At 63.7% G+C, this 19152-nt stretch carries 11 protein-coding genes and 1 rRNA gene; 6 read left to right on the top strand and 6 right to left on the bottom strand.

The features are described from left to right. Positions 1-61: 61 nt before the first annotated feature. Complete coding sequence (locus tag EMO90_RS09075; protein WP_150354251.1) at positions 62-985, top strand: hypothetical protein; 924 nt, start codon at positions 62-64, stop codon at positions 983-985. Between the two features lie 159 nt (positions 986-1144). Further along, positions 1145-2275, top strand: coding sequence for a DUF805 domain-containing protein (locus tag EMO90_RS09070; protein ID WP_190972031.1), 1131 nt, complete (start codon positions 1145-1147; stop codon positions 2273-2275). 1059 nt (positions 2276-3334) lie between these two features. Here the strand turns inward: EMO90_RS09070 and EMO90_RS09065 are convergent. Then, complete coding sequence (locus EMO90_RS09065) at positions 3335-4045, bottom strand: hypothetical protein (RefSeq protein ID WP_150354249.1); 711 nt, start codon at positions 4043-4045, stop codon at positions 3335-3337. Further along, positions 4042-5274 carry a trans-sulfuration enzyme family protein gene (locus EMO90_RS09060; RefSeq protein ID WP_150354248.1) on the bottom strand — a complete coding sequence of 411 codons (1233 nt, stop codon included), beginning with the start codon at positions 5272-5274 and terminating at the stop codon, positions 4042-4044. The genes EMO90_RS09065 and EMO90_RS09060 overlap by 4 nt, the downstream gene beginning before the upstream one ends. A gap of 538 nt (positions 5275-5812) precedes the next feature. Between EMO90_RS09060 and EMO90_RS09055 the strand changes: the two genes are divergently transcribed. Both EMO90_RS09055 and EMO90_RS09050 read left to right on the top strand, forming a co-directional pair. Next, the gene (locus tag EMO90_RS09055; RefSeq protein ID WP_150354247.1) at positions 5813-7123 is read left to right on the top strand and encodes an MFS transporter; all 1311 of its coding nucleotides are present in this window, start codon (positions 5813-5815) and stop codon (positions 7121-7123) included. 132 nt (positions 7124-7255) lie between these two features. Then, positions 7256-8809, top strand: coding sequence for a glycoside hydrolase family 32 protein (locus tag EMO90_RS09050; protein ID WP_150354246.1), 1554 nt, complete (start codon positions 7256-7258; stop codon positions 8807-8809). Between the two features lie 145 nt (positions 8810-8954). Here EMO90_RS09050 and EMO90_RS09045 read toward each other — a convergent pair whose 3' ends face one another. After that, positions 8955-11165, bottom strand: a complete 2211-nt coding sequence (locus EMO90_RS09045) for a YhgE/Pip domain-containing protein (protein ID WP_190972030.1) — start codon at positions 11163-11165, stop codon at positions 8955-8957. A 50-nt stretch (positions 11166-11215) separates the two neighbouring features. Continuing rightward, the gene (locus EMO90_RS09040) at positions 11216-13297 is read right to left on the bottom strand and encodes an efflux RND transporter permease subunit (protein ID WP_190972029.1); all 2082 of its coding nucleotides are present in this window, start codon (positions 13295-13297) and stop codon (positions 11216-11218) included. Between the two features lie 150 nt (positions 13298-13447). Between EMO90_RS09040 and EMO90_RS12190 the strand changes: the two genes are divergently transcribed. After that, complete coding sequence (locus EMO90_RS12190) at positions 13448-14191, top strand: TetR/AcrR family transcriptional regulator (RefSeq protein ID WP_190972028.1); 744 nt, start codon at positions 13448-13450, stop codon at positions 14189-14191. Positions 14192-14283: 92 nt separating this feature from the next. On the opposite strand, the gene ileS is transcribed toward EMO90_RS12190, so the two are convergent. Further along, on the bottom strand, positions 14284-17595 hold the full coding sequence (gene ileS / locus EMO90_RS09030; RefSeq protein WP_150354242.1) for a mupirocin-resistant isoleucine--tRNA ligase: 3312 nt from the start codon (positions 17593-17595) through the stop codon (positions 14284-14286). 434 nt (positions 17596-18029) lie between these two features. Between ileS and EMO90_RS09025 the strand changes: the two genes are divergently transcribed. Further along, entirely contained in the window at positions 18030-18251 is a 222-nt protein-coding gene (locus EMO90_RS09025; RefSeq protein WP_150354241.1) for a helix-turn-helix transcriptional regulator, read from the top strand. A 764-nt stretch (positions 18252-19015) separates the two neighbouring features. On the opposite strand, the gene rrf is transcribed toward EMO90_RS09025, so the two are convergent. Beyond that, positions 19016-19132: ribosomal RNA gene (gene rrf, locus EMO90_RS09020) — 5S ribosomal RNA — on the bottom strand. Positions 19133-19152: the final 20 nt, after the last annotated feature.

The following is a 19152-nucleotide window of genomic DNA, read 5'->3' as shown; positions in this document are numbered from 1 at the left end:
GACAACTGTACCCTCCGCGCGCCAAAAAACGCCATCATGGAAACGTAAGGAGGTGGTCGCCATGACCAGCCAAACCCATATTCCCGTTCGTGATCCCGATCGTGCAACGAAGCGCTTCACCTGGAACCGCACCCATACCGTGTTCATGGTGGGGCTGCTGGCGTTCTGCGCCATCACGGGCGCAATTGCCGCGTTCAACCTCACCGCCGCCTCGGTTCGGACCGCCGTCTCGCTCACCGCTCCGATGTTCCCCGACGCCGTCATGGTCGCCCTTGGCGTGGGAGCCCTAGGGCTGGCCGTCGCAGATCTGATCGGCGGATGCCAGCGCACCGGCAGCCTGTCCATGCCGGCGGCCGGCGCGGGCGCCATGACCGTCATCCTGCTGGGCATCGAAATCGCCCATGACGTTCTGGGCACCGATGCCGCAACCGTGCTCGTCAACGTGACGATCACCGCCTCATGGTTCGCGATCACCGCATTCGTGCCGTTTCTGATCGCCCGCTATGGCCTGCGTCCGCTGTTTTCGGACCCCGATCCCGCGACCCGATCCGGCCGCCTGATGCTGCGGCTTCGCCGATCCCCCGCATGGACCGGCTGCTGGATCGCGCTGATCGCCGTCTACGGACTGTACGTTCTGGTGCGCACGATCGATTCGTACGGTTTCGCCACAGGACTTACGCTGATGGTGGCTGTGCCGATCGCCATGACCGCGATCTGCGGCATCGCCGGGGCGACGGACGGCAGGGCATGGCGGCTGTGGATTGCGGGCGCGGCGTTGCAATCTGCGCTGACCGTGCTGCTCACCAACCTGTATGTCAGCGAGTGCCCCGTCACCGACACGTGCCTCGCCCTGCCGAACGGATGGCATTTCGTCCTTGGCATCCAATCCGACGTCATGCTGCTCTATGTTGTGGGCCCCGCCGCGATCTGGCTGGCGGCTCTGGGCATCGGCACGCTGATTCGCAAGCGGCAGCAATCGGCATGAGGCGGCGAAGCGGCCGGCCAGCGAACGTCCTGCCGACGAATCGGCGACTCGCCGCTGAACCATTGCGGGCCAAATGATGGCGTCTTCCGCCGCATTGAGCGGGAGATGCCATCCTGTACAGTCGCCGGTGAGGGATGGCATCTGCAAAAGGACGCCAACATGAACAATAATTTCAACGACGAACACACCGGGGATCAGCGCGGCACAGGCACCGCCATGCCATATATGGAAGGTTATGCGGCGCAAGCGCAAAACTCCGACGCCCCGCCCCATACCCATGCGGCCCACGCGGCGCATGCGGCCGTTCCCGCCGGCACCGCAACGTATGATTCCAGCGTTCCCGGCATGTCAAACATCACCGGGGCCGTCAATATGTCCGGGACCGCCGGTTATGCGGACGCCTACGTCCCCTATGCGGCTGCCGGACCACAACCTGTCACCAATGAAACGGCAGTCAACGGGACGGCCGGCGAATGGGCCGGACAACAGTGGGCCGCACAGCCCACAGGCCAACCCGGATATGCGCCGCCCAATCCCGCATTCCCCGGATACGGCCCCCAACCGGCGCAACCGCAACCGTCGTTCCAACCCCAGCAACATACCCAACAACAGGCCCAGCCGCCGTTCCAGCCATCATTTCAACCACCACTGAAATCGCAGAATGCGTTTCAGGATCGGTTCCAACCGCCATTGCAGCCTCCCCGGCACCAATCCATTGCGGTAGCCACCACCAGGCCGTGGCGACCGTTGGCCGATTGCTCCTTCGCAGAGGCGATCCAGCGCGTGTTTCTGGGCTATCTCACCTTCGACGGCCGGTCCAGCCCGCGCGAATTCTGGTTCGGCACGCTGTTCAACCTGATGGTGACGCTTGCTCTGGCGTCGCTGAAGCTGACCTCGATCCTCGCCTCGCGGATCATCCCCTTCGCCGATCTGTTCATGATGCTGTCGATCCTGTGGTCCGTCGCCATGTTCGTGCCGATGCTCGCCCTGAGCGTCCGGCGCGCGCATGATTCTGGGCGCAGCGGCAGGCATGTCGCCGCCATCACCGTGATCAACACCATCGGCAGCGTCGCGCATCTGGTGTCGTTCGTCAGCGCGGCCATCAGCGTCGCCGCGATTCTGGCCAGCTACCACTCGCCAACGGTCTGGCTCTACAACACCGCCGGGATGACCTCGGTGACCGCCTCGCTGATCGGCTGGCTCTCATATCTCATCGCGGGCGTCTGGTGCATCTGGCTCATGACCCGACCAAGCGACCCGGCCGCAACCCGTTGGGATCGCAATCGGTAGGCGGCAACGTCATCCTGAGCACTGAGCCGTTAAGCGGACAGCCAGTGGACTGGGACTGTCCGCCTAACGGCCCGGCACTCAGGATGAGTCGTCAACGTCATCCTGAAATCCTTAACCTGCGCGCACGAGCCAAGGCCGACGAGGGCGCGCCTTGCGACGCTCAGAGCCGAGCCACGGGTCATCATCTGAAGAACGGTTCTGCTCTCGTCATCCTGAGCGCAGCGAAGGATCCTTAACTATCCGCACAAGATTAAGGATCCTTCGCTTCACTCAGGTTAACGGCGGAAGTGCCGCCTGCGGTGACCCACCCACAAACTGGGCAAATCGGGACACTGGATTCGCAAACTGGGCAGATCCGGTCTTCTGCGACCGGTTTTCGGCCTCCAGACGGTATGATCTGCCCAGTTTGCGCGGCGAGAGGCCCGATCTGCCCAGTTTGCGGCGCAATCGGACACGAACTGGGCAGATCGGGCGCACACCGGGCACCAACCGGGCGGAACTGGGCAGATCGGGCCGGTTCCGGGATTCGGCGTGACCCGGCGTGTGACCGGGTGCGTGACACGGCGTGCGTTGTGACCGGGTGCGTGACACGGTGTGGGCAAGCCCGGTCACGGGGTGCCGGAATCGTTGGAATAAAGCCATTTTGAAATCCCTGTGACCGGGAATGGGCACGCCATGTCACACGACCAGTCACACCACACGCCCGGTCACGCACGCCAGTCCACCTTCCGGAAAGAAGTTTGAGCCCGAACGCAAGCCGAAGGCCGCAGCGAAGGATCCTTAATCCGGGCGGACAGTTAAGGATCCTCCGACTGCGCGCTATCGGTGTCCGGCTGCGTCGGACCGTCGCCGCCTTGGCAGCGGCTCGACCGCAACTGCGGTCGGCCTGCGGCCGCGGTTTCATTCGCTCACTGACGTTCACCCTCACCTGCGAACGCTACCGGCGTCCGCCCCACGGCTCGGCCTGCCTACGGACAGCCCACAGGGCTGTCCGCTTAACGGCTCAGTGCTCAGGATGACGCCGCCGCTCCGCTCAGGAAGACCAGACCAGCACCCCGCTCAAGCCGTCGGCAGACTCACCCCGCGATCCGTCCGACGGATCACCACCAGTTCGCCGATTCGCGGGTCCGTAGGATCCGCATTGACGGCGTTCTTCAGCGCGTAGTTCGCCTTCACATCGCTGTGGAACGCCACGGGATCAACGCTGCGATTGGCGACCAGCGGACGGCCCGCCACCAGCCGAACGCGATCACCGTCCACAGTGCCATTGGCAAGCCCCTCACCGGCATCCTCCAGATACGGATCGAATGCGAGCACCCGCCCGTCCTCCACACCGGTGAGCAGCGTATAGTGCCCGTTCTCGCCGTGCCAGATGCGCGCCACGATCGCCACGGACGCCGAAGCAGCGGCGGCGGCACCGCGATCATCCCGTCCGCCGGCCCCGGCCCCGTATTCCTCAAGCGCTCGAAACGCCTTGGAACCGGGCGCGATCAGCGCGTCCTCACCCGACCATATCTCGGCCGCCACGGGGAATCCCGTGCCGCTGCCATACATGTTCAGATACCGTGCCACATGCCGGATCGCCTGATGGGAGGTGCCGAGCTTGCCTGCCTCGCCGGCCTCGTTGAAGTCGTCGAGCGTCCGGGCATAGATGGTGGCGAGCAGTTCGGGATCAAGCTCCTCACGCTCGTAGAGGAACCGCAGTGCGTTCACCAAAGTGGTGGGGCCGCAGTCGTAGCACGTCATCTGATAGATGAGCGGCGTCCTCATGAAAGTGCGCCGATGCCCGCCAGTGCGGTGGCCGTGGCGGTCGCGTTCACCGTGGCCTGCGCCGCACGATCGTTGGACTCCTCGCCGGCGGCATGCAGCGCCTGCTCAAGATCTTCGAGCAGGTCGGCGGAATCCTCGATGCCCACGGCAAGGCGGATCAGCCCATCGGTGATGCCGATCTTGAGGCGCTCCTCGCGCGGCAGTTCGAAATGGGTCATGCGCGCCGGGAACTCGGCGAGCGATTCGACCGCGCCCAGGGAGACGGCCAGGCGGAAGACCTTGAAGCTGTTGAGCACCGTGCCCGCATCAACGTCGTCCCTGACCTCAAAGGACAGCACGCCGCCGGCGCCGTTGAGCTCGCGGGAGGCCAGCGCGTGGCCCGGATCGGACTCCAGTCCCGGGTAGTGCACGGCCGAAACCAGCGGGTGGCGCTTGAGGTACCTTGCCACTTTCAGGGCGTTCTCCTGCTGGCGGTCCATGCGCAGCGCGAGGGTCTGGATGCCCTTGCGCACCGAATCGCATTCGGCCGGGGCGAGCACCGCGCCCAGACGGTTCTGCACGAAGTAGATGCGGCTGGCCAGATCGGCGTCGCGCACCACCACCAGACCCGCGACCACGTCGGAGTGGCCGGCCAGATACTTGGTGGCGGAATGGAGCACCACATCGGCGCCCAGATCGAGCGGCTGCTGGAGGTAGGGGGTGACGAAGGTGTTGTCCACGATCGCGATCGCGCCGTGGGCATGGGCCAGCGCGGACAGCGACCGCACGTCGTTGACCTTGAGCAGCGGATTGGTGAGCGTCTCGAAGTAAACGGCCTTGGCATCCGGATTGGACAGCGCGCGGCTGACCGCCACCGGGTCCTGCGTGTCCACGCCGTCCACGATCAGGCCCCATCGGCTGAAGTGCTCGTGGAGCTGGGAATAGGTGCCGCCGTAGATGTCTTTGCCCACCACAATGCGATCGCCTGGCTTGAAGATGGACAGGACCGCATGGATGGCCGCCAGACCGGAGGCGAAGGCGAATCCCCGCTCACCGTGCTCGAGCTGGGCGATCTGGCTCTCCAGGAACTCGCGCGTGGGGTTGCCGCTGCGGGCGTAGTCCCAGCGGGGCATGGCGTCGACCGACCCGAACGTATACGTGGAAGAGTTGTAGATGGGCGGGTTGACGGCACCGGTGTTGTTGTCGTTCACCGGCACGCCGTGGACCAGCTGCGTGTTGAATCTCGCCATGACATCCCCCTTTCGGAAAGTCCCGCGCTTTGGCGCTGCGTTGTATTGACGTTGCTACGCTAACCCGCCGGGAGCGGCCAAGGCAAGCCGCGAAGCATACATATAACTTATAGAGGGCTCAAACCCGTTGGAATCATTGAATTTTCCACTCCCCCAGCCACCGTCCAACACCGCTTCAACCCGCTCCGCGCCCCATCTGCCCATGCCGCGACACGCCGATCGAACCGGTTTTATAAGTTAACGGAGGAAACCTTTCCCGCACCATTCCGCCATTGCAGCGTTTACCCAACCCCTCAAACCCTTGCCATCACAAGCGTCAATCGTTTTACGTATATCGATTGATCTGCTATAGTGTAGGCACAACAAAAAACACCAAGGGAACGGCATGGCAGCCATTCCCCGGTCCAGTGACGGCAAGCATCAAACCGGTTCGATGCAGCGGCTCCCCCGCAACGCACCGGTTGGGCGCACGGCCGTCGCGCAACGCAACAGCGCAACGCAACGCAGCAATACAACAAAGAGACAAGGGAAAGATAAAATGGCATCGCAGACGAAGACGTCGCTCTGGAGGAACCCCTCCTATCTGCAAAGCTCCTTCGGCATCTTCATGTTCTTCTGCTCGTGGGGCATCTGGTGGTCCTTCTTCCGCATCTGGCTCGAGTCCATCGGCCTGACGGGCACCGAGGCTGGCACCATCTACTCCATCAACTCCGCCGCCACCATGGTCATCATGTTCGCGTACGGCGTCATCCAGGACCAGCTCGGCATCAAGCGCCAGCTCGTCATCGTGATCTCCGTGATCGCGGCGCTCGTGGGCCCGTTCGTCCAGTTCTTCTACTCGCCCATGCTCGAGGCCGGCGGCACCCAGCGCTGGATCGGCGTGCTCGGCGGATCCCTCGTCCTGTCCGCGGGCTTCATGGCCGCCTGCTCGCTGTTCGAGGCGTTCACCGAGCGCTACGGCCGCAAGTTCGGTTTCGAGTACGGCCAGTCCCGCGCCTGGGGCTCCTTCGGCTACGCGATCGTGGCCCTGTGCGCCGGCTTCATCTTCAACATCAACCCGATGATCAACTTCTGGATCGGTTCCATCTGCGGCCTGGGCATGCTGTGCGTCTACGCCTTCTGGGTGCCCGCCGAGCAGAAGGAGGAGCTGAAGAAGGCCGCTGATCCGAACGCCGAGCGCACCAACCCCTCCTTCAAGGAGATGGTCCACGTTCTGGGCATGCCCACCCTGTGGATCCTCATCGTCTTCATGCTGCTCACCAACACCTTCTACACCGTGTTCGACCAGCAGATGTTCCCCACCTACTACGCCTCCCTGTTCCCGACCAAGGAGATCGGCACCGCCACCTACGGCACGCTCAACGGCATCCAGGTGTTCGTGGAGTCGGCCATGATGGGTGTGGTCCCGATCATCATGAAGAAGATCGGCGTGCGCAACTCCCTGCTGCTCGGCGCGTTCGTGATGTTCGCCCGCATCGGCCTGTGCGGCGTGTTCCATGACCCGATCATGGTCTCCGTGGTCAAGATGTTCCACTCCATCGAGGTCCCGCTGTTCTGCCTGCCGGCGTTCCGCTACTTCACCCTGCACTTCGACACGAAGCTGTCCGCCACCCTGTACATGGTCGGCTTCCAGATCGCCTCGCAGGTGGGCCAGATCATCTTCTCCACCCCGCTCGGCGCCCTGCACGACCACATGGGCGACCGCCCGACCTTCTTCACCATCTCCGCCATCGTGCTCGCGGCCCTGATCTACGGCTTCTTCGTGATCAAGAAGGACGATCAGGAGGTGGGCGGCGATCCGTTCTACACGGACAAGCAGCTGCGCCAGATGGAAGCCGCGAAGGCCTGACGGCAGGCAAGCCTCACACACACTTGGCATCCGGGGCTGCGATTCCCTTGTCCGCCCCGGGTGCCACCCTTCCCCGCAGATACGCGGCACAAGAACAAGGGCAAGCACACACGGCAACACGAAAGGCTTTCCATGACCGGTTTCACCCCCGTCTACACCCCCATCCACGATCACGCCGAGGAACTCGCCAAGGCCGAGGCCGGCGTGGCCAAGCTGCGCGCCGAGCGCAACGACCGCTGGTACCCGAAGTTCCACATCGCCTCCGACGGCGGCTGGATCAACGACCCGAACGGCCTGACGTTCTACAAGGGCCGCTGGCACGTCTTCTACCAGCTGCACCCCTACGGCACCCAGTGGGGCTCCTGCCACTGGGGACACGTCTCCAGCGAGGACATGCTCACGTGGCGCCGCGAGCCGATCGCCTTCGCGCCGAGCCTCGAGCAGGAGAAGGACGGCGTGTTCTCCGGATCCGCGATCGTGGGCGACGACGGCAAGCTGCGCTTCTACTACACCGGCCACCGCTGGGCCAACGGCCACGATGGCAGCGACGGCGAGTGGCAGGTCCAGATGCTCGCCGAGCCGAATGACGACAACCTGACCACCGTCACCAAGCGGGGCATGGTCGTCGACTGCCCGCGCGAGAAGGTCTGGTCCCACTTCCGCGACCCGAAGGTCTTCAAGGCGGACGGCACCTGGTACATGGTCTTCGGCGTCTCCTCGGCGGACAAGCGCGGCCAGATGTGGCTGTACACCTCCGAGGACATGGTGGAGTGGACGTTCAAGCGCGTGCTCTTCCAGCACCCGGATCCGGACGTGTTCATGCTCGAGTGCCCGGACTTCTTCCCCGTCACGGACAAGGACGGCAACGAGAAGTGGGTGATCGGCTTCTCCGCCATGGGCTCCAAGGCGCACGGTTTCATGAACCGCAACGTCAACAACGCCGGCTACATGATCGGCACGTGGGTTCCCGGCGAGGAGTTCAAGCCGGAGACCGAGTTCCGCCTGTGGGACTGCGGCCACAACTTCTATGCCCCCCAGTCGTTCACCGCCCCGGACGGCCGCCAGATCATGTACGGCTGGCTGAGCCCCTTCGTCCAGCCCATCCCGATGGAGCAGGACGGCTGGTGCGGCAACCTCACCCTGCCACGCGAGATCACGCTGGGCGACGACGGCGACATCCACACCGCCCCGGTGGCCGAGATGGCCGGACTGCGTGAGCAGACGTTCGATCACGGCGAGATCACGCTGGGCGTCAACGGCGAGCAGGTCATCTCGGACGATGCCGAGGCCGTGGAGATCGAGATGACGATCGATCTCAAGGGTTCCACCGCCGAGCGCGCGGGCCTGCGCGTGCATGCCACGCCGGACGGCTCCTACACGTCCGTTGCCTATGACGATCAGATCGGCCGCGTGGTGATCGACCGCGCCGCCAACGCGCTGGGCGACCGCGGCTACCGCGCCGCGCCCCTCTCCCCCGCCGAACTCGCCGCCGACGAGCTCAAGCTGCGCGTCTACGTGGACCGCGGCTGCGTGGAGGTGTACGTCAACGACGGCAGCCAGGCCCTGAGCTCCTACAGCTTCCCGACCGCCGGCCCGCGCGCCGTCAAGCTGGTCGCCGAGTCCGGCACGCTGCACGTGACGAGCCTCAAGCTCCACCACATGAAGTCCCTCGGACTGGAGGGCTGAACGCCAGCGCTCTGATCGGCAAACCGGTCGGACGGGGACGCCAAACAAACAGACGCCAAACGGATAGGGCGGGCTTGCAAACGCACATGTTTACAAGCCCGCCCTATCCGTTGGACCGCCCGTTGAGCCCGTCGAAAACCGCCCGTCAGAGCAGAGCGAGGAGACGGTCCCAGAAGGTGGTCTCCCGGTTCGCGTCCGCCGTCGAGCCGGTTGCGGTCGTGTCCGCGGAATCGGTCGCACCCGACGCCCCATCCGACTCGTCGTCCACATCCACCCCATCCAGCACGTAGGTGAACTGCACGCGATTCACATCGGTATTCTCCGGCGCCACGAAGGAGTGCGCCTTGAAGTTGCGGCCCAGCTTATCGTCGATGGTCTTCTGCAACTCGTCAAGCACCTTGTCGTCCATGCCCTTGACCGAGTCGGCGAGTTCGCGAGCGCCATCGGACAGCTGATCGGCGCCATCAGCGGCGGATCCGGCGCCGGACGCCAGGTCGTTCGCCCCGTCGCGTGCGGATGACACGCCGGACGCCAGCTGCGAGGCGCCGGAAGCGGCATCGGACGCACCGGACGCCAGTCGGGAAGAGCCATCACGTGCGGATGACACACCAGCTGCCAGCTGCGAGGCTCCCTGCTGCGCATTGGCCGCTCCCGACGCCAGATCGGAGGCACCGGAGGCAAGTCCCGTGGCACCGGAGGCAAGTTGGGAGGATCCTTCGGCAGCCGACTGCGCCCCGGCCTGCAGTTGCGTGATGGCCGTGTGCATGTCCGCAATGCCCTGGCCCAACTGTTCCAGCTGTCCCGTCAGCGCGGCGGCCCCATTAGAGGAACCATCCGTCCCGCCGCCATTCACAGCGGTGTTCAGCGCCGCAATGCCCTGGCCCAGCTGCCCGTATCCGTCTGCCGTCTGCTTCAGCGCCTCATATTGCCCCTTGGCGTTCTGCACCTTCGCCATGGTCTCCACAGCGGCGTTGAGCCGTTGGACCGACTGGGGATCATTGGGGTTCAGGCCCGCGAGCGCGGTTTGGTACGCCTGCTCGGCGGCGGTTTCCGCGGCCTCGATGTCACCGCCCACCGCAGCAAGCGCGGCGGACTGGCCATCGGACAACGCCTTGCGGTACTGCTGGTCGCCCTGGGCGAGCGAGGAGGCCGCATCGGACAGCGCCTTGGCCTGTGACGGCAGCTGCGAGGTCGCATTCGTCAGCTGCCCACTGGCCTGCGACAGCTGCGAAAGGCCATCGGCGAGCTTCCGGTTGCCGTCCGCCACCGCATCGGCACCGCTCTTGAGCTGCGTGGCTCCATCCTGCAGCGATCCCGCGCCGCCGCTCAGCGTGCCCAGCCCATCGTTCAGGGCATCGGCCCCCGTCTGCAGCGTGCCCAGCCCATCGTTCAGGGAACCGGCGCCTTCGCTCAGACTGGTGACGCCCTGCGCCAGGGCGCTTGCGCCATCGTTCGCCGTGCCGAGGCCATCGGCGAGCGCGTTCGCGCCATCCCTGAGCTTGCCGTTGCCATCGGCCAGATCGTCCGCCCCGTTCTTCAGCTGCGTGGTGGCGTCCTCCAGCTTGTCCGTTTGCTCGGACAGCTTGGAGGTGTCCTGATCACGCACGTCAAGGGCCATGTCAAGGCTCATGGCGGTGATCTGCCAGCCCGAACTGCTGAAACCATTCGCCTTGCCGCCGATCGTGGCATGCGTCGATTCGCCGGGCAGCACCATCGCGGAGACGACGGTGTTGCCGCCCGCTTGCGCGAGTGTGGCATTGCTGGTCCGATCCACGGCGAAGGCATCCTGGGGGAACGTGCCCTGAGCCTGAATCACGTAGCTATCGGCGAAATCACTCACTGCCTGATCCGCTGCGGCATTCGGCTCGATCGACAGGGAGATCTCCAAGTCGCCGCTCTTCCCGGCCAGCTGGTCGGCGGCGATGGGCTGCCCATCCAGCGTATAGGTCACGCCGATGGTCCACGGCAGTGTCGTGGAGGCGTCAAGATCGCCCTGGTAGTAGAACGGCTGGTCGGCAAGCGTGGTGAGCGAAACCGAGCCGTTCGCGTTGTCCAACTGCTCGTCGGTGGTCAGATTGGTCACCTTCGCATATGCGCCGGGATCGTTCACCGTGCGCGCGCTGCCTGCGGCGAAGGTGTTGACGACGTAGATGCCGGACACCGAGCCATCGGCCCCGGCCTTGATGTAGATGGTCTCGTCCTTGCCGGCTGATGAGGATGAGGACGCGGACGGCTCATCGGCATGCGCCGCGACGGGCGGCATCGCAACGCCGGCGATCAGCAGCGCCCCGGCGGTGGCGGCCGCAATGCCCGCGGCAAAACGGCGGCGGAAAGTGGTCATCGTGACGGATTCCATGGAAGGCTCCTTAATGCAACGTGGTTGAGGATGTGAGTTGGAATAGAGGATCATTTCGCAAAGTCCAGGCCGATCGACGTGCGACGGATCAGCCCATCGCACACGCGGAACAGCCATGGCAGCAGCAGGAACATCATCAGCATGGCGAGCAGGGCACCGCGCGAGATCAGCATGCCGATCTCGCCGATCACGCCATTCGACGAGATCATCTGGACGGCAAGGCCGGCGAATGCGAGGATCGAGGCGGAGGTGAGGATCGTGACCGCCGAATGCCCGATGGCATGCTCCGTCGCCTCGCGGGCGGATTCGCGTCGCCGCCAGTCCAGATATTCGCGCGTGTAGATGATGCCATAGTCCACCGCGGCTCCCAGCTGGACCGCATCGATCACCAGATAGCCGATGTAGTTGAGCGTATCGCCGGTGAAATACGGGATGGCCAGGTTGATCCATATCGACGCCTCGATGGCAAGCAGCACCACAAACGGAATGGACAGCGACCGGAACATGATCATCAGCACCAGCGCGATGCTGCCGAGCGAGAAGAAGCGCACCCTGGCCGAATCGTCCCGCACCACGTCCCTCAGGTCGTAGGTGCTCACGCTGGTGCCCACCAATCGGTAGTCGTCGCCATAATGCCGCGCCGCGGTTTCGCGCATCTGGGGCACCAACGCGTAGGCATCATCCGAATCGGTCTCCACATCCATGGAAACCACCAGACGGGACCATCCGTTCGAAATGATCTGCTCACGCTGGCTTTCGGGAACGATGTCCACCGGCATGGCCCTGCCGGCCTCGCTGATGTAGGAGGTCACATCGCTCACGTGCGGCAGTTGTTCCACCTCATCCTGCAGGGCCTGCTCGTCCGCCCATCGGCCCTCCGGCACCATGATCACCCATGTCTCCGATTTGCCGAACGCCTCTTCAATATGGTCCGCCTGCACGCGGACGCTGCTGCCGGGGGATGCGAAATCGGACGCCCCGTAGATGAATGCGTTGCGGTCCTGGGCCAGATAGGATGGCACGGCCATGACGGCGATGGCAATCGCGGCGGGCAGGGCCACACGCATGCACGCCTTGGCGAACGCGGAGAACGACGGCATAAGATAGCGATGCTCCAACGCGTTCAACGGCTTGAGGAGGGCGAGGATCAGGCATGGCATGAGCAGCATGATCGAAAGGAAGCTGAACACGATGCCCTTGGCAAGCACGACGCCCATGTTCACACCGATGCCGAAGCGCATGACCGTCAAAGACAGGAAGCCGAAGAACGTCACGGCCGCCGAGCTCAGGATCACCACAAAGCTGCGACGCATGGCCTCGGCCATCGCCTCTTCGGCCGTCGCGGACGGCATGTCCCGTTCCACGCGACGGAAGGTGTGGAGCAGCACGATCGCGTAGTCCATGGACACGGCGAGCTGGAGGATGGCTCCGCAGATCTGGCTGATGAAACTGATCTCCCCCATCACGATGTTCGAACCCATGTTCATGACGATGGCCACGCCGATCACGATGAGGAAGATCACCGGTTCGAACCACGAATGCGAGGTGAGCAGCAGGATGCCCACCACGATGGCCACGGCGACGGCGAGGATGATCAGGATTTCGCGCCCCGTGGACGACTGCGCCTCGGCCGTGGTGACGCCATCGCCGGACATGGAGACCGCGCTCGCCCCATCGTTCGTCGCCGCGGCACGGATGTGCGCGATGGCATCGACCGCCTTGGCGGAGTCGATGGTCAGCTGATACAGGTATCCGTCATCGGTCTTCCACGAGGAGACCGTATCGGCGTCCTGCACGGCCGCCGGCGTCTTGACATCCACAACCGACCCCAGCCACATGACCTCGTCCACGCCATCGATGTCCGCCAGATCATCGGCAAGACGATCGGCCTGAGCCTGTGAAATGCCCTCCGCATACAGACGGGCATTGGGCACGCCGGCGCCGAACGCCGCCTTCATATCGTTGAGCGAAACAACCGACGGCGAGTCCTGCGGCAGGTAATCCGCCATCGAATAGTTGACCTTGACCTGTGGATAGGCGAAGGCGCCGAGCACAGTGAACAACGCGAATACGGCGATCACCCACCGCCGGTGCCGCAGCAGTAGGCGGCCGATTCCCAGTCTCGATTTCACGAATAATTCCTTACATGCGTGTGTTTTACTACATATGTTGTTTTTCGAGATATCATTATGGGAAGTCGAGGGCGTTCGCACAACCGTCATCCCCGCAACGGAATGAGTGATATGCGACACTATTACGCTACACATGTAAGGAAACAGACAATGAATGCGAAGAATGTAATGAAAGAAACAGCTGTAATTTCGCCCAGCGCAAAAGAAGACGATCCCATCACGCCATCCGCGGCCAAGCCGACCATAGCTGACGATGAGGAGCGCATGGACCGACGCACACGACGCACACGGACGGCGCTGCAGAACGCACTGCTGCAGCTGCTGGGCACCAAACCGCTTAACAAAATCACCGTCACCGAACTGACCAGACTCGCCGACGTCAACAGGGTCACGTTCTATGCACATTACCAAGATGTGAAGGAGCTGTTTGACCAAATGCGCACCGAGATGGTGTCCGACTGCGAGCGCATCTTCATCTCGCACATCGCGGAAATGAAGCAGGACAGACTCGGTCCCCTGATCAAAGACATCTTCGTCTACTGCGACACGCACGAACATCTGTTCACGCTACTCACCGGCACGAACGACAGCACCCTGTACGCGGACATCATCGTCATGCTGAGACGAATCTGCACCGAAGCGATGGCGCCGATCGAAACGATGGTGAAGGAGGGCGTCCCGGACGTCGACGCATCTTCCGCACTGCTGCTGCGCCGGGCGGAGGATCTGCGCAACTACCAATTCGACTATATCGCCGGCGGCGTTGTGAGCATACTGAGAGACTGGTTCCAGCGGGGACGACAGGAGCCCATTCCGCTCATGACCGCGCTGGCCACGAACCTCACCGAACAACTGGGACGCCAGGCCTTCGCCCGCAACCTCGCGCTCCTGTAGGCACATTGCCGAGGCACACAATCGAGGCACACAAAAGCCCCCTTGCCATATGAACGGCAAGGGGGCTTTGCTGCCAATCAGTCTTCAGACGCTCAGGCCTTGGCGACCTTCACGTTCAGCTCGTCGCCGGCGGCGATCGTCAACTCAGTGGCGAGCGTCTCATGGGCGATGAGCTCGCGGAACTGCTCGGCCTTCGGCGCGTCGGCGGCCGGGACGGTCAGGTTGAGGCTGATGCGGTCGGCGATGTCCAGATCGGCGGCCTTGCGGGCGTCCTGCACGGCGCGGATCACGTCGCGGGCGTAGCCTTCCGCCTCCAGATCCGGGGTCAGGGCGGTGTCAAGGATCACGAAGCCGCCGGTCGGCAGGGCGGCGGACACGGACACCGACTGCTCGGCGGCGTTCTCCTCCTCCACGCGGTTGATCAGCTCATACTCGCCCTCGACCAGCGCAAGCTCGCCGGACGGGGTCTCCACCACCGGAGCGCCATCCGCACCCACGTGCCAAGCGCCGGACTTGGACGCCTTGATGGCGAACTGCACCTGCTTGCCGAGCCTCGGGCCGGCCGCGCGGGCGTTGACCTTGAGCTCGTGCACAATCTTCAGCCCGTTCGACGCGGCGTTCTCAAGCGTGGACAGCTCAATGTCCTTGACGTTGAGCTCGGACTTGAGGATGCCCTCGTACGCGGCCACGGCATCGGTGTCCTCCACCACCACGGTGAGCTTGGACAGCGGCTGGCGCACGCGGATCTTGGCGGCTTTGCGCAGGGACAGGGTGCCGGAGACGACCTCGCGCACCTTCTCCATGGCGTCGACCAGCTTCGGATCGTCCGCCAGCACGCGGCCCAGCTCGGTCGGCTCGGCGTCCGGATCACCGCCCACGGTCAGGAACGGCCAATCGGCCAGATGCACGGATTCGCCACCGGTCAGACCGCGCCACACGGACTCGGCCTCCATCGGGGCGAGCGGGGCGAGCACGCGCATGAACGTCTCAAGCACGGTGTACAGCGTGTTGAACGCGTTGGCGTCCTCGTTCCAGAAGCGATCGCGGTTGTTGCGGATGTACCAGTTGGTGAGCACGTCAATGAAGTCGGCGGCCTCGTCGCAGGCGTCGGAGATCGCGAACGTGTCCAGCGAATGCTCCACGGAGGCGACCAGGCGACGGGTGCGGGCCAGCAGATAGCGGTCCATCTCCGGCAGGCCTGCCACTTCCTCGGGCTTCAGGGCGCGGGCGTCGAAGCCCTTGCCGCCGTTGGCCGCGTTGGCGTACAGCGTGAAGAAGTAGTAGGAGCTCCACACCGGCAGCATGATCTGACGGACCGTGTCGCGGATGCCCTCGGCGGTGACGATCAGGTTGCCGCCGCGCAGGATCGGCGACGACATGAGGAACCAGCGCATCGCGTCGGAACCGTACTTGTCGAACACGCCGTTCACGTCCGGGTAGTTGCGCAGGTGCTTGGACATCTTCTGGCCGTCGGAGCCGAGCACGATGCCGTGGCAGATCACGTTCTTGAACGCCGGACGGTCGAACAGGGCGGTGGCCATGATGTGCAGCACGTAGAACCAGCCACGGGTCTGGCCGATGTATTCGACGATGTAGTCGGCCGGGAAGTGCTGCTCGAATTTCTCCTTGTTCTCGAACGGGTAGTGGAACTGCGCGAAGGACATGGATCCGGATTCGAACCAGCAGTCGAGCACATCAGTGATGCGGTGCATGTGGGACTTGCCGGTCGGGTCGTCCGGGTTGACGCGGGTCAGATTGTCGATCCACGGACGGTGCATGTTGATGTTGCCGTCCTTGTCGCGCGGGTAGTCGCCAAAGTCGGCCTTGAGCTCCTCAAGGGAACCGTACACGTCCACACGCGGGTACTTCGGATCATCGGACACCCACACCGGGATCGGGGAGCCCCAGAAACGGTTGCGGGAGATCGACCAATCGCGCGCGTTGGACAGCCACTTGCCGAACTGGCCGTCCTTCACGTTATCCGGGATCCAGTTGATCTGCTGGTTGAGTTCCAGCAGACGCGGCTTGATCTTGGTCACGGAGACGAACCAGGAGGAGACCGGCTTGTAGATCAGCGGCGTGGCGCAGCGCCAGCAGTGCGGGTAGGAGTGCACGTAGCTCTTCTCCTGGAAGAGGATCGCGCGCTTGTCCTCGTCGATCTGGGCGAGCGGGCCATCGCCGGCACGCAGATTGCGCAGGATCGGCAGGTTCGCGTCGAACACGTACATGCCTTCGTAGTCGGGGCACTGGGCGGTGAACTTGCAGCCCGCGTCGAGCACGTCGGTGCTCTTGATGCCCTTGGCGTTGAGCGTGTTCATATCGTCCTCGCCGTAAGGTGCCTGATGGACCAGACCGGTACCCTCAACGGTGTCGACGTAGTCGGCGGTGAAGATCGTGTAGCCGTTCGGGCCGGGGATGTGTCCCTCGGACTCGGCTTCGTCCCCCGCGAAGTACGGGAAGACCGGCCAGTAGCGACGACCCTCAAGTTCGGCGCCCTTGAGCTCGCGCACCACCTCGTAGTTCTCGCCGAGCTCCTTGGTGTAGTGCGGCAGCAGATCCTTGCCGAGGTAGAACTTCTTGCCAGCGAACTTGCCTTCGGTGGGCTTGACCTCCACGTAGTCGATGTCAGCGCCGACCACGATGGCGAAGTTGGTGGGCACGGTCCACGGGGTGGTGGTCCAGAACACGGCATAGGCGTCCTCGTCGCGCAGCTTGACGGCCACGGAGACGGTGGTGTCCTGACGATCCTGGTACACGTCGGCGTCCATGCGCAGCTCGTGCGCGGACAGCGGCGTCTGATCCTTCGGGCAATACGGCAGCACGCGGTAGCCCTGATAGGCCAGACCCTTGTCGTACAGCTGCTTGAAGGCCCACATCACCGACTCCATGTACGGGATGTTCAGGGTCTTGTAACCGTGCTCGAAGTCCACCCAACGGGCCTGACGATGCACGTAATCCTGCCATTCGTGCGTGTACTTGAGCACGGAGGCGCGGCAGGCGTCATTGAACTTGTCGATTCCCATCTTCTCGATCTGCTCGACCGAGTCGATGCCAAGCTCCTTCTGGGCCTCAAGCTCGGCGGGCAGGCCGTGGGTGTCCCAACCGAACACACGATTGACCTTGTGGCCCTTCATGGTCTGGTAGCGCGGGATCACGTCCTTGGCGTAACCTGTCAGCAGGTGGCCGTAGTGCGGCAGGCCGTTCGCGAAGGGCGGGCCATCGAAGAACACGAATTCGTTCTGGCTGTGGTCTCCGGAAGGGCGACGCTCCACGGACTTGTTGAAGGTGTCATCCTTGTCCCAGTAGTCAAGGACGGTTTCCTCCATATTGGGGAAGCTGGGGTTCGGCGCGACGTGTGCGGTCTCGCCGCCCTCGTTCGCCTTGGGATATACGTTTTCGCTCACCGCTCGTTCTCCTCGTGACGTGAGTCTTCGTTGTCTGCTCACGAGGACGACGGACAATCCTTGACGGACCGATCGCCGCGGTACCACCTCGTTTGCCGTACGCCACGATCAACTGCCTTCCGTCGCGTACGACCACTTGAGACCGGCTGTGTCGGGCCGGACCCGTCGGTTCTAATAAGCCTTGCGGCCGTTCTTCCGAAAGCTCCCCGCTGATGACGGATCAACGCTCAACGACGCTTACTATAACACCTCCCGCGGCCAGTATGCGACCGTCCGATCATTCCGCACCAGACCATAAGCGATCGTATGGATCAATCTGTATCATGGATGACACGACGTACGATTGATGTGCGTCAAATGGACACAAGCCAAGACTGGGCTGGGCAGACTGGGCTGGGCTAGACTGACTGCAAAGCAAGACCAAGGAGCTTCACATGGCCGATGACAACAAAATCTATCCGGAAGTGGGCGCCGCTCTGCTCAAGGCCCGCAAGGAGGCTGGTCTGACGCAGGATCAGCTTGCCGAACGATCTGGCGTCTCCCGCATCACGATCGCCCGCATCGAGCAGGCCCACATCAACCCCTCATTCCGCACGCTCGAGGCCCTGGCCCACGGCATGGACCGTACTCTCACCATCAGCTTCGACCGGCGCTGACTTCCCCGCTGCCATCCTGACCACCGAGCCGTCAGGCAGGCAGCCCTTCTCGTCATCCTGAGCGGAGCGTCAGCGGAGTCGAAGGATCCTTAACTTCACCCCATGCCTTCCATTCCGCCCAGTTCGCGACGCCAGCCGAGCCGAACCGGGATCAAACCGGGCAAATCCGGTCCCCGCATCCGCGAAACCGGGCAGAACGCGTCCGTTGGGAGCCCAAATCGGCCCCCAGACGACCGGATCCGCCCAGTTTGCAAAACCGGCATCCCGTTCCGCCCAGTTCACGCCCGGTTCGCGTCATCAACCGGGCATCACGGGCGGAGCGCAGCCACGCTCCCCACCATCCTGAACGCTGAGCCGTGAAGCGGAGGACAGCCTCCGTCATCCTGAGCGAGCGGAGCGAGTCGAAGGATCCTTAACACCGCGCACACAGTCAAGGCTCCGCACGCTTCGATCCGGAATGACATGGCGACCGGCTACGCCCGGTTCGCCCCGGCGTCGAACCGAGCCGCAAAATCCGCCGGCAAGCCGTTCGCGCTTTCCTGTCTGCCAGCGGATCACGCAACATGGCGGGCCGCCACTCAGTGCATGGAATTAAGGACCCTTCACCGCGTTCAGGATGACAACACAACCCCACCCCGCCATCCCGGGCGGAGCCAGCCAGCGCGCAGTCGAAGGAACCCCAACCCCGCGCACCGGCAAACCCAACCCGCGGAAAACAAAAAAGGCCCGGAGGGCAAACACCCTCCGGGCCAAACAAAGAAATATTGCGGCGGCGTGCTACTCTCCCACACCCTATCGAGTGCAGTACCATCACCGCGCCAGGCCTTAGCAACCGGGTTCGGAAAGTAACCGGGCGTCACCCCTGGGCCATGACCACCGCAAAACCCCAACACCACACCAG

Origin of the sequence: Bifidobacterium vespertilionis, from assembly GCF_008698145.1 — a bacterium.
Lineage (GTDB): Bacteria > Actinomycetota > Actinomycetes > Actinomycetales > Bifidobacteriaceae > Bifidobacterium > Bifidobacterium vespertilionis.
Note: the sequence above shows the minus strand (reverse complement) of the source record. Positions and strands in the feature narration are given on the sequence as shown.

Bases quoted from the DNA above. Each gene is read 5' to 3' on its own strand.
- EMO90_RS09075 (WP_150354251.1), top strand. From the start codon at position 62: ATGACCAGCCAAACCCATATTCCCGTTCGTGATCCCGATCGTGCAACG.
- EMO90_RS09070 (WP_190972031.1), top strand. From the start codon at position 1,145: ATGAACAATAATTTCAACGACGAACACACCGGGGATCAGCGCGGCACA.
- EMO90_RS09065 (WP_150354249.1), bottom strand. From the start codon at position 4,045: ATGAGGACGCCGCTCATCTATCAGATGACGTGCTACGACTGCGGCCCC.
- EMO90_RS09060 (WP_150354248.1), bottom strand. From the start codon at position 5,274: ATGGCGAGATTCAACACGCAGCTGGTCCACGGCGTGCCGGTGAACGAC.
- EMO90_RS09055 (WP_150354247.1), top strand. From the start codon at position 5,813: ATGGCATCGCAGACGAAGACGTCGCTCTGGAGGAACCCCTCCTATCTG.
- EMO90_RS09050 (WP_150354246.1), top strand. From the start codon at position 7,256: ATGACCGGTTTCACCCCCGTCTACACCCCCATCCACGATCACGCCGAG.
- EMO90_RS09045 (WP_190972030.1), bottom strand. From the start codon at position 11,165: ATGGAATCCGTCACGATGACCACTTTCCGCCGCCGTTTTGCCGCGGGC.
- EMO90_RS12190 (WP_190972028.1), top strand. From the start codon at position 13,448: ATGAATGCGAAGAATGTAATGAAAGAAACAGCTGTAATTTCGCCCAGC.
- EMO90_RS09025 (WP_150354241.1), top strand. From the start codon at position 18,030: ATGGCCGATGACAACAAAATCTATCCGGAAGTGGGCGCCGCTCTGCTC.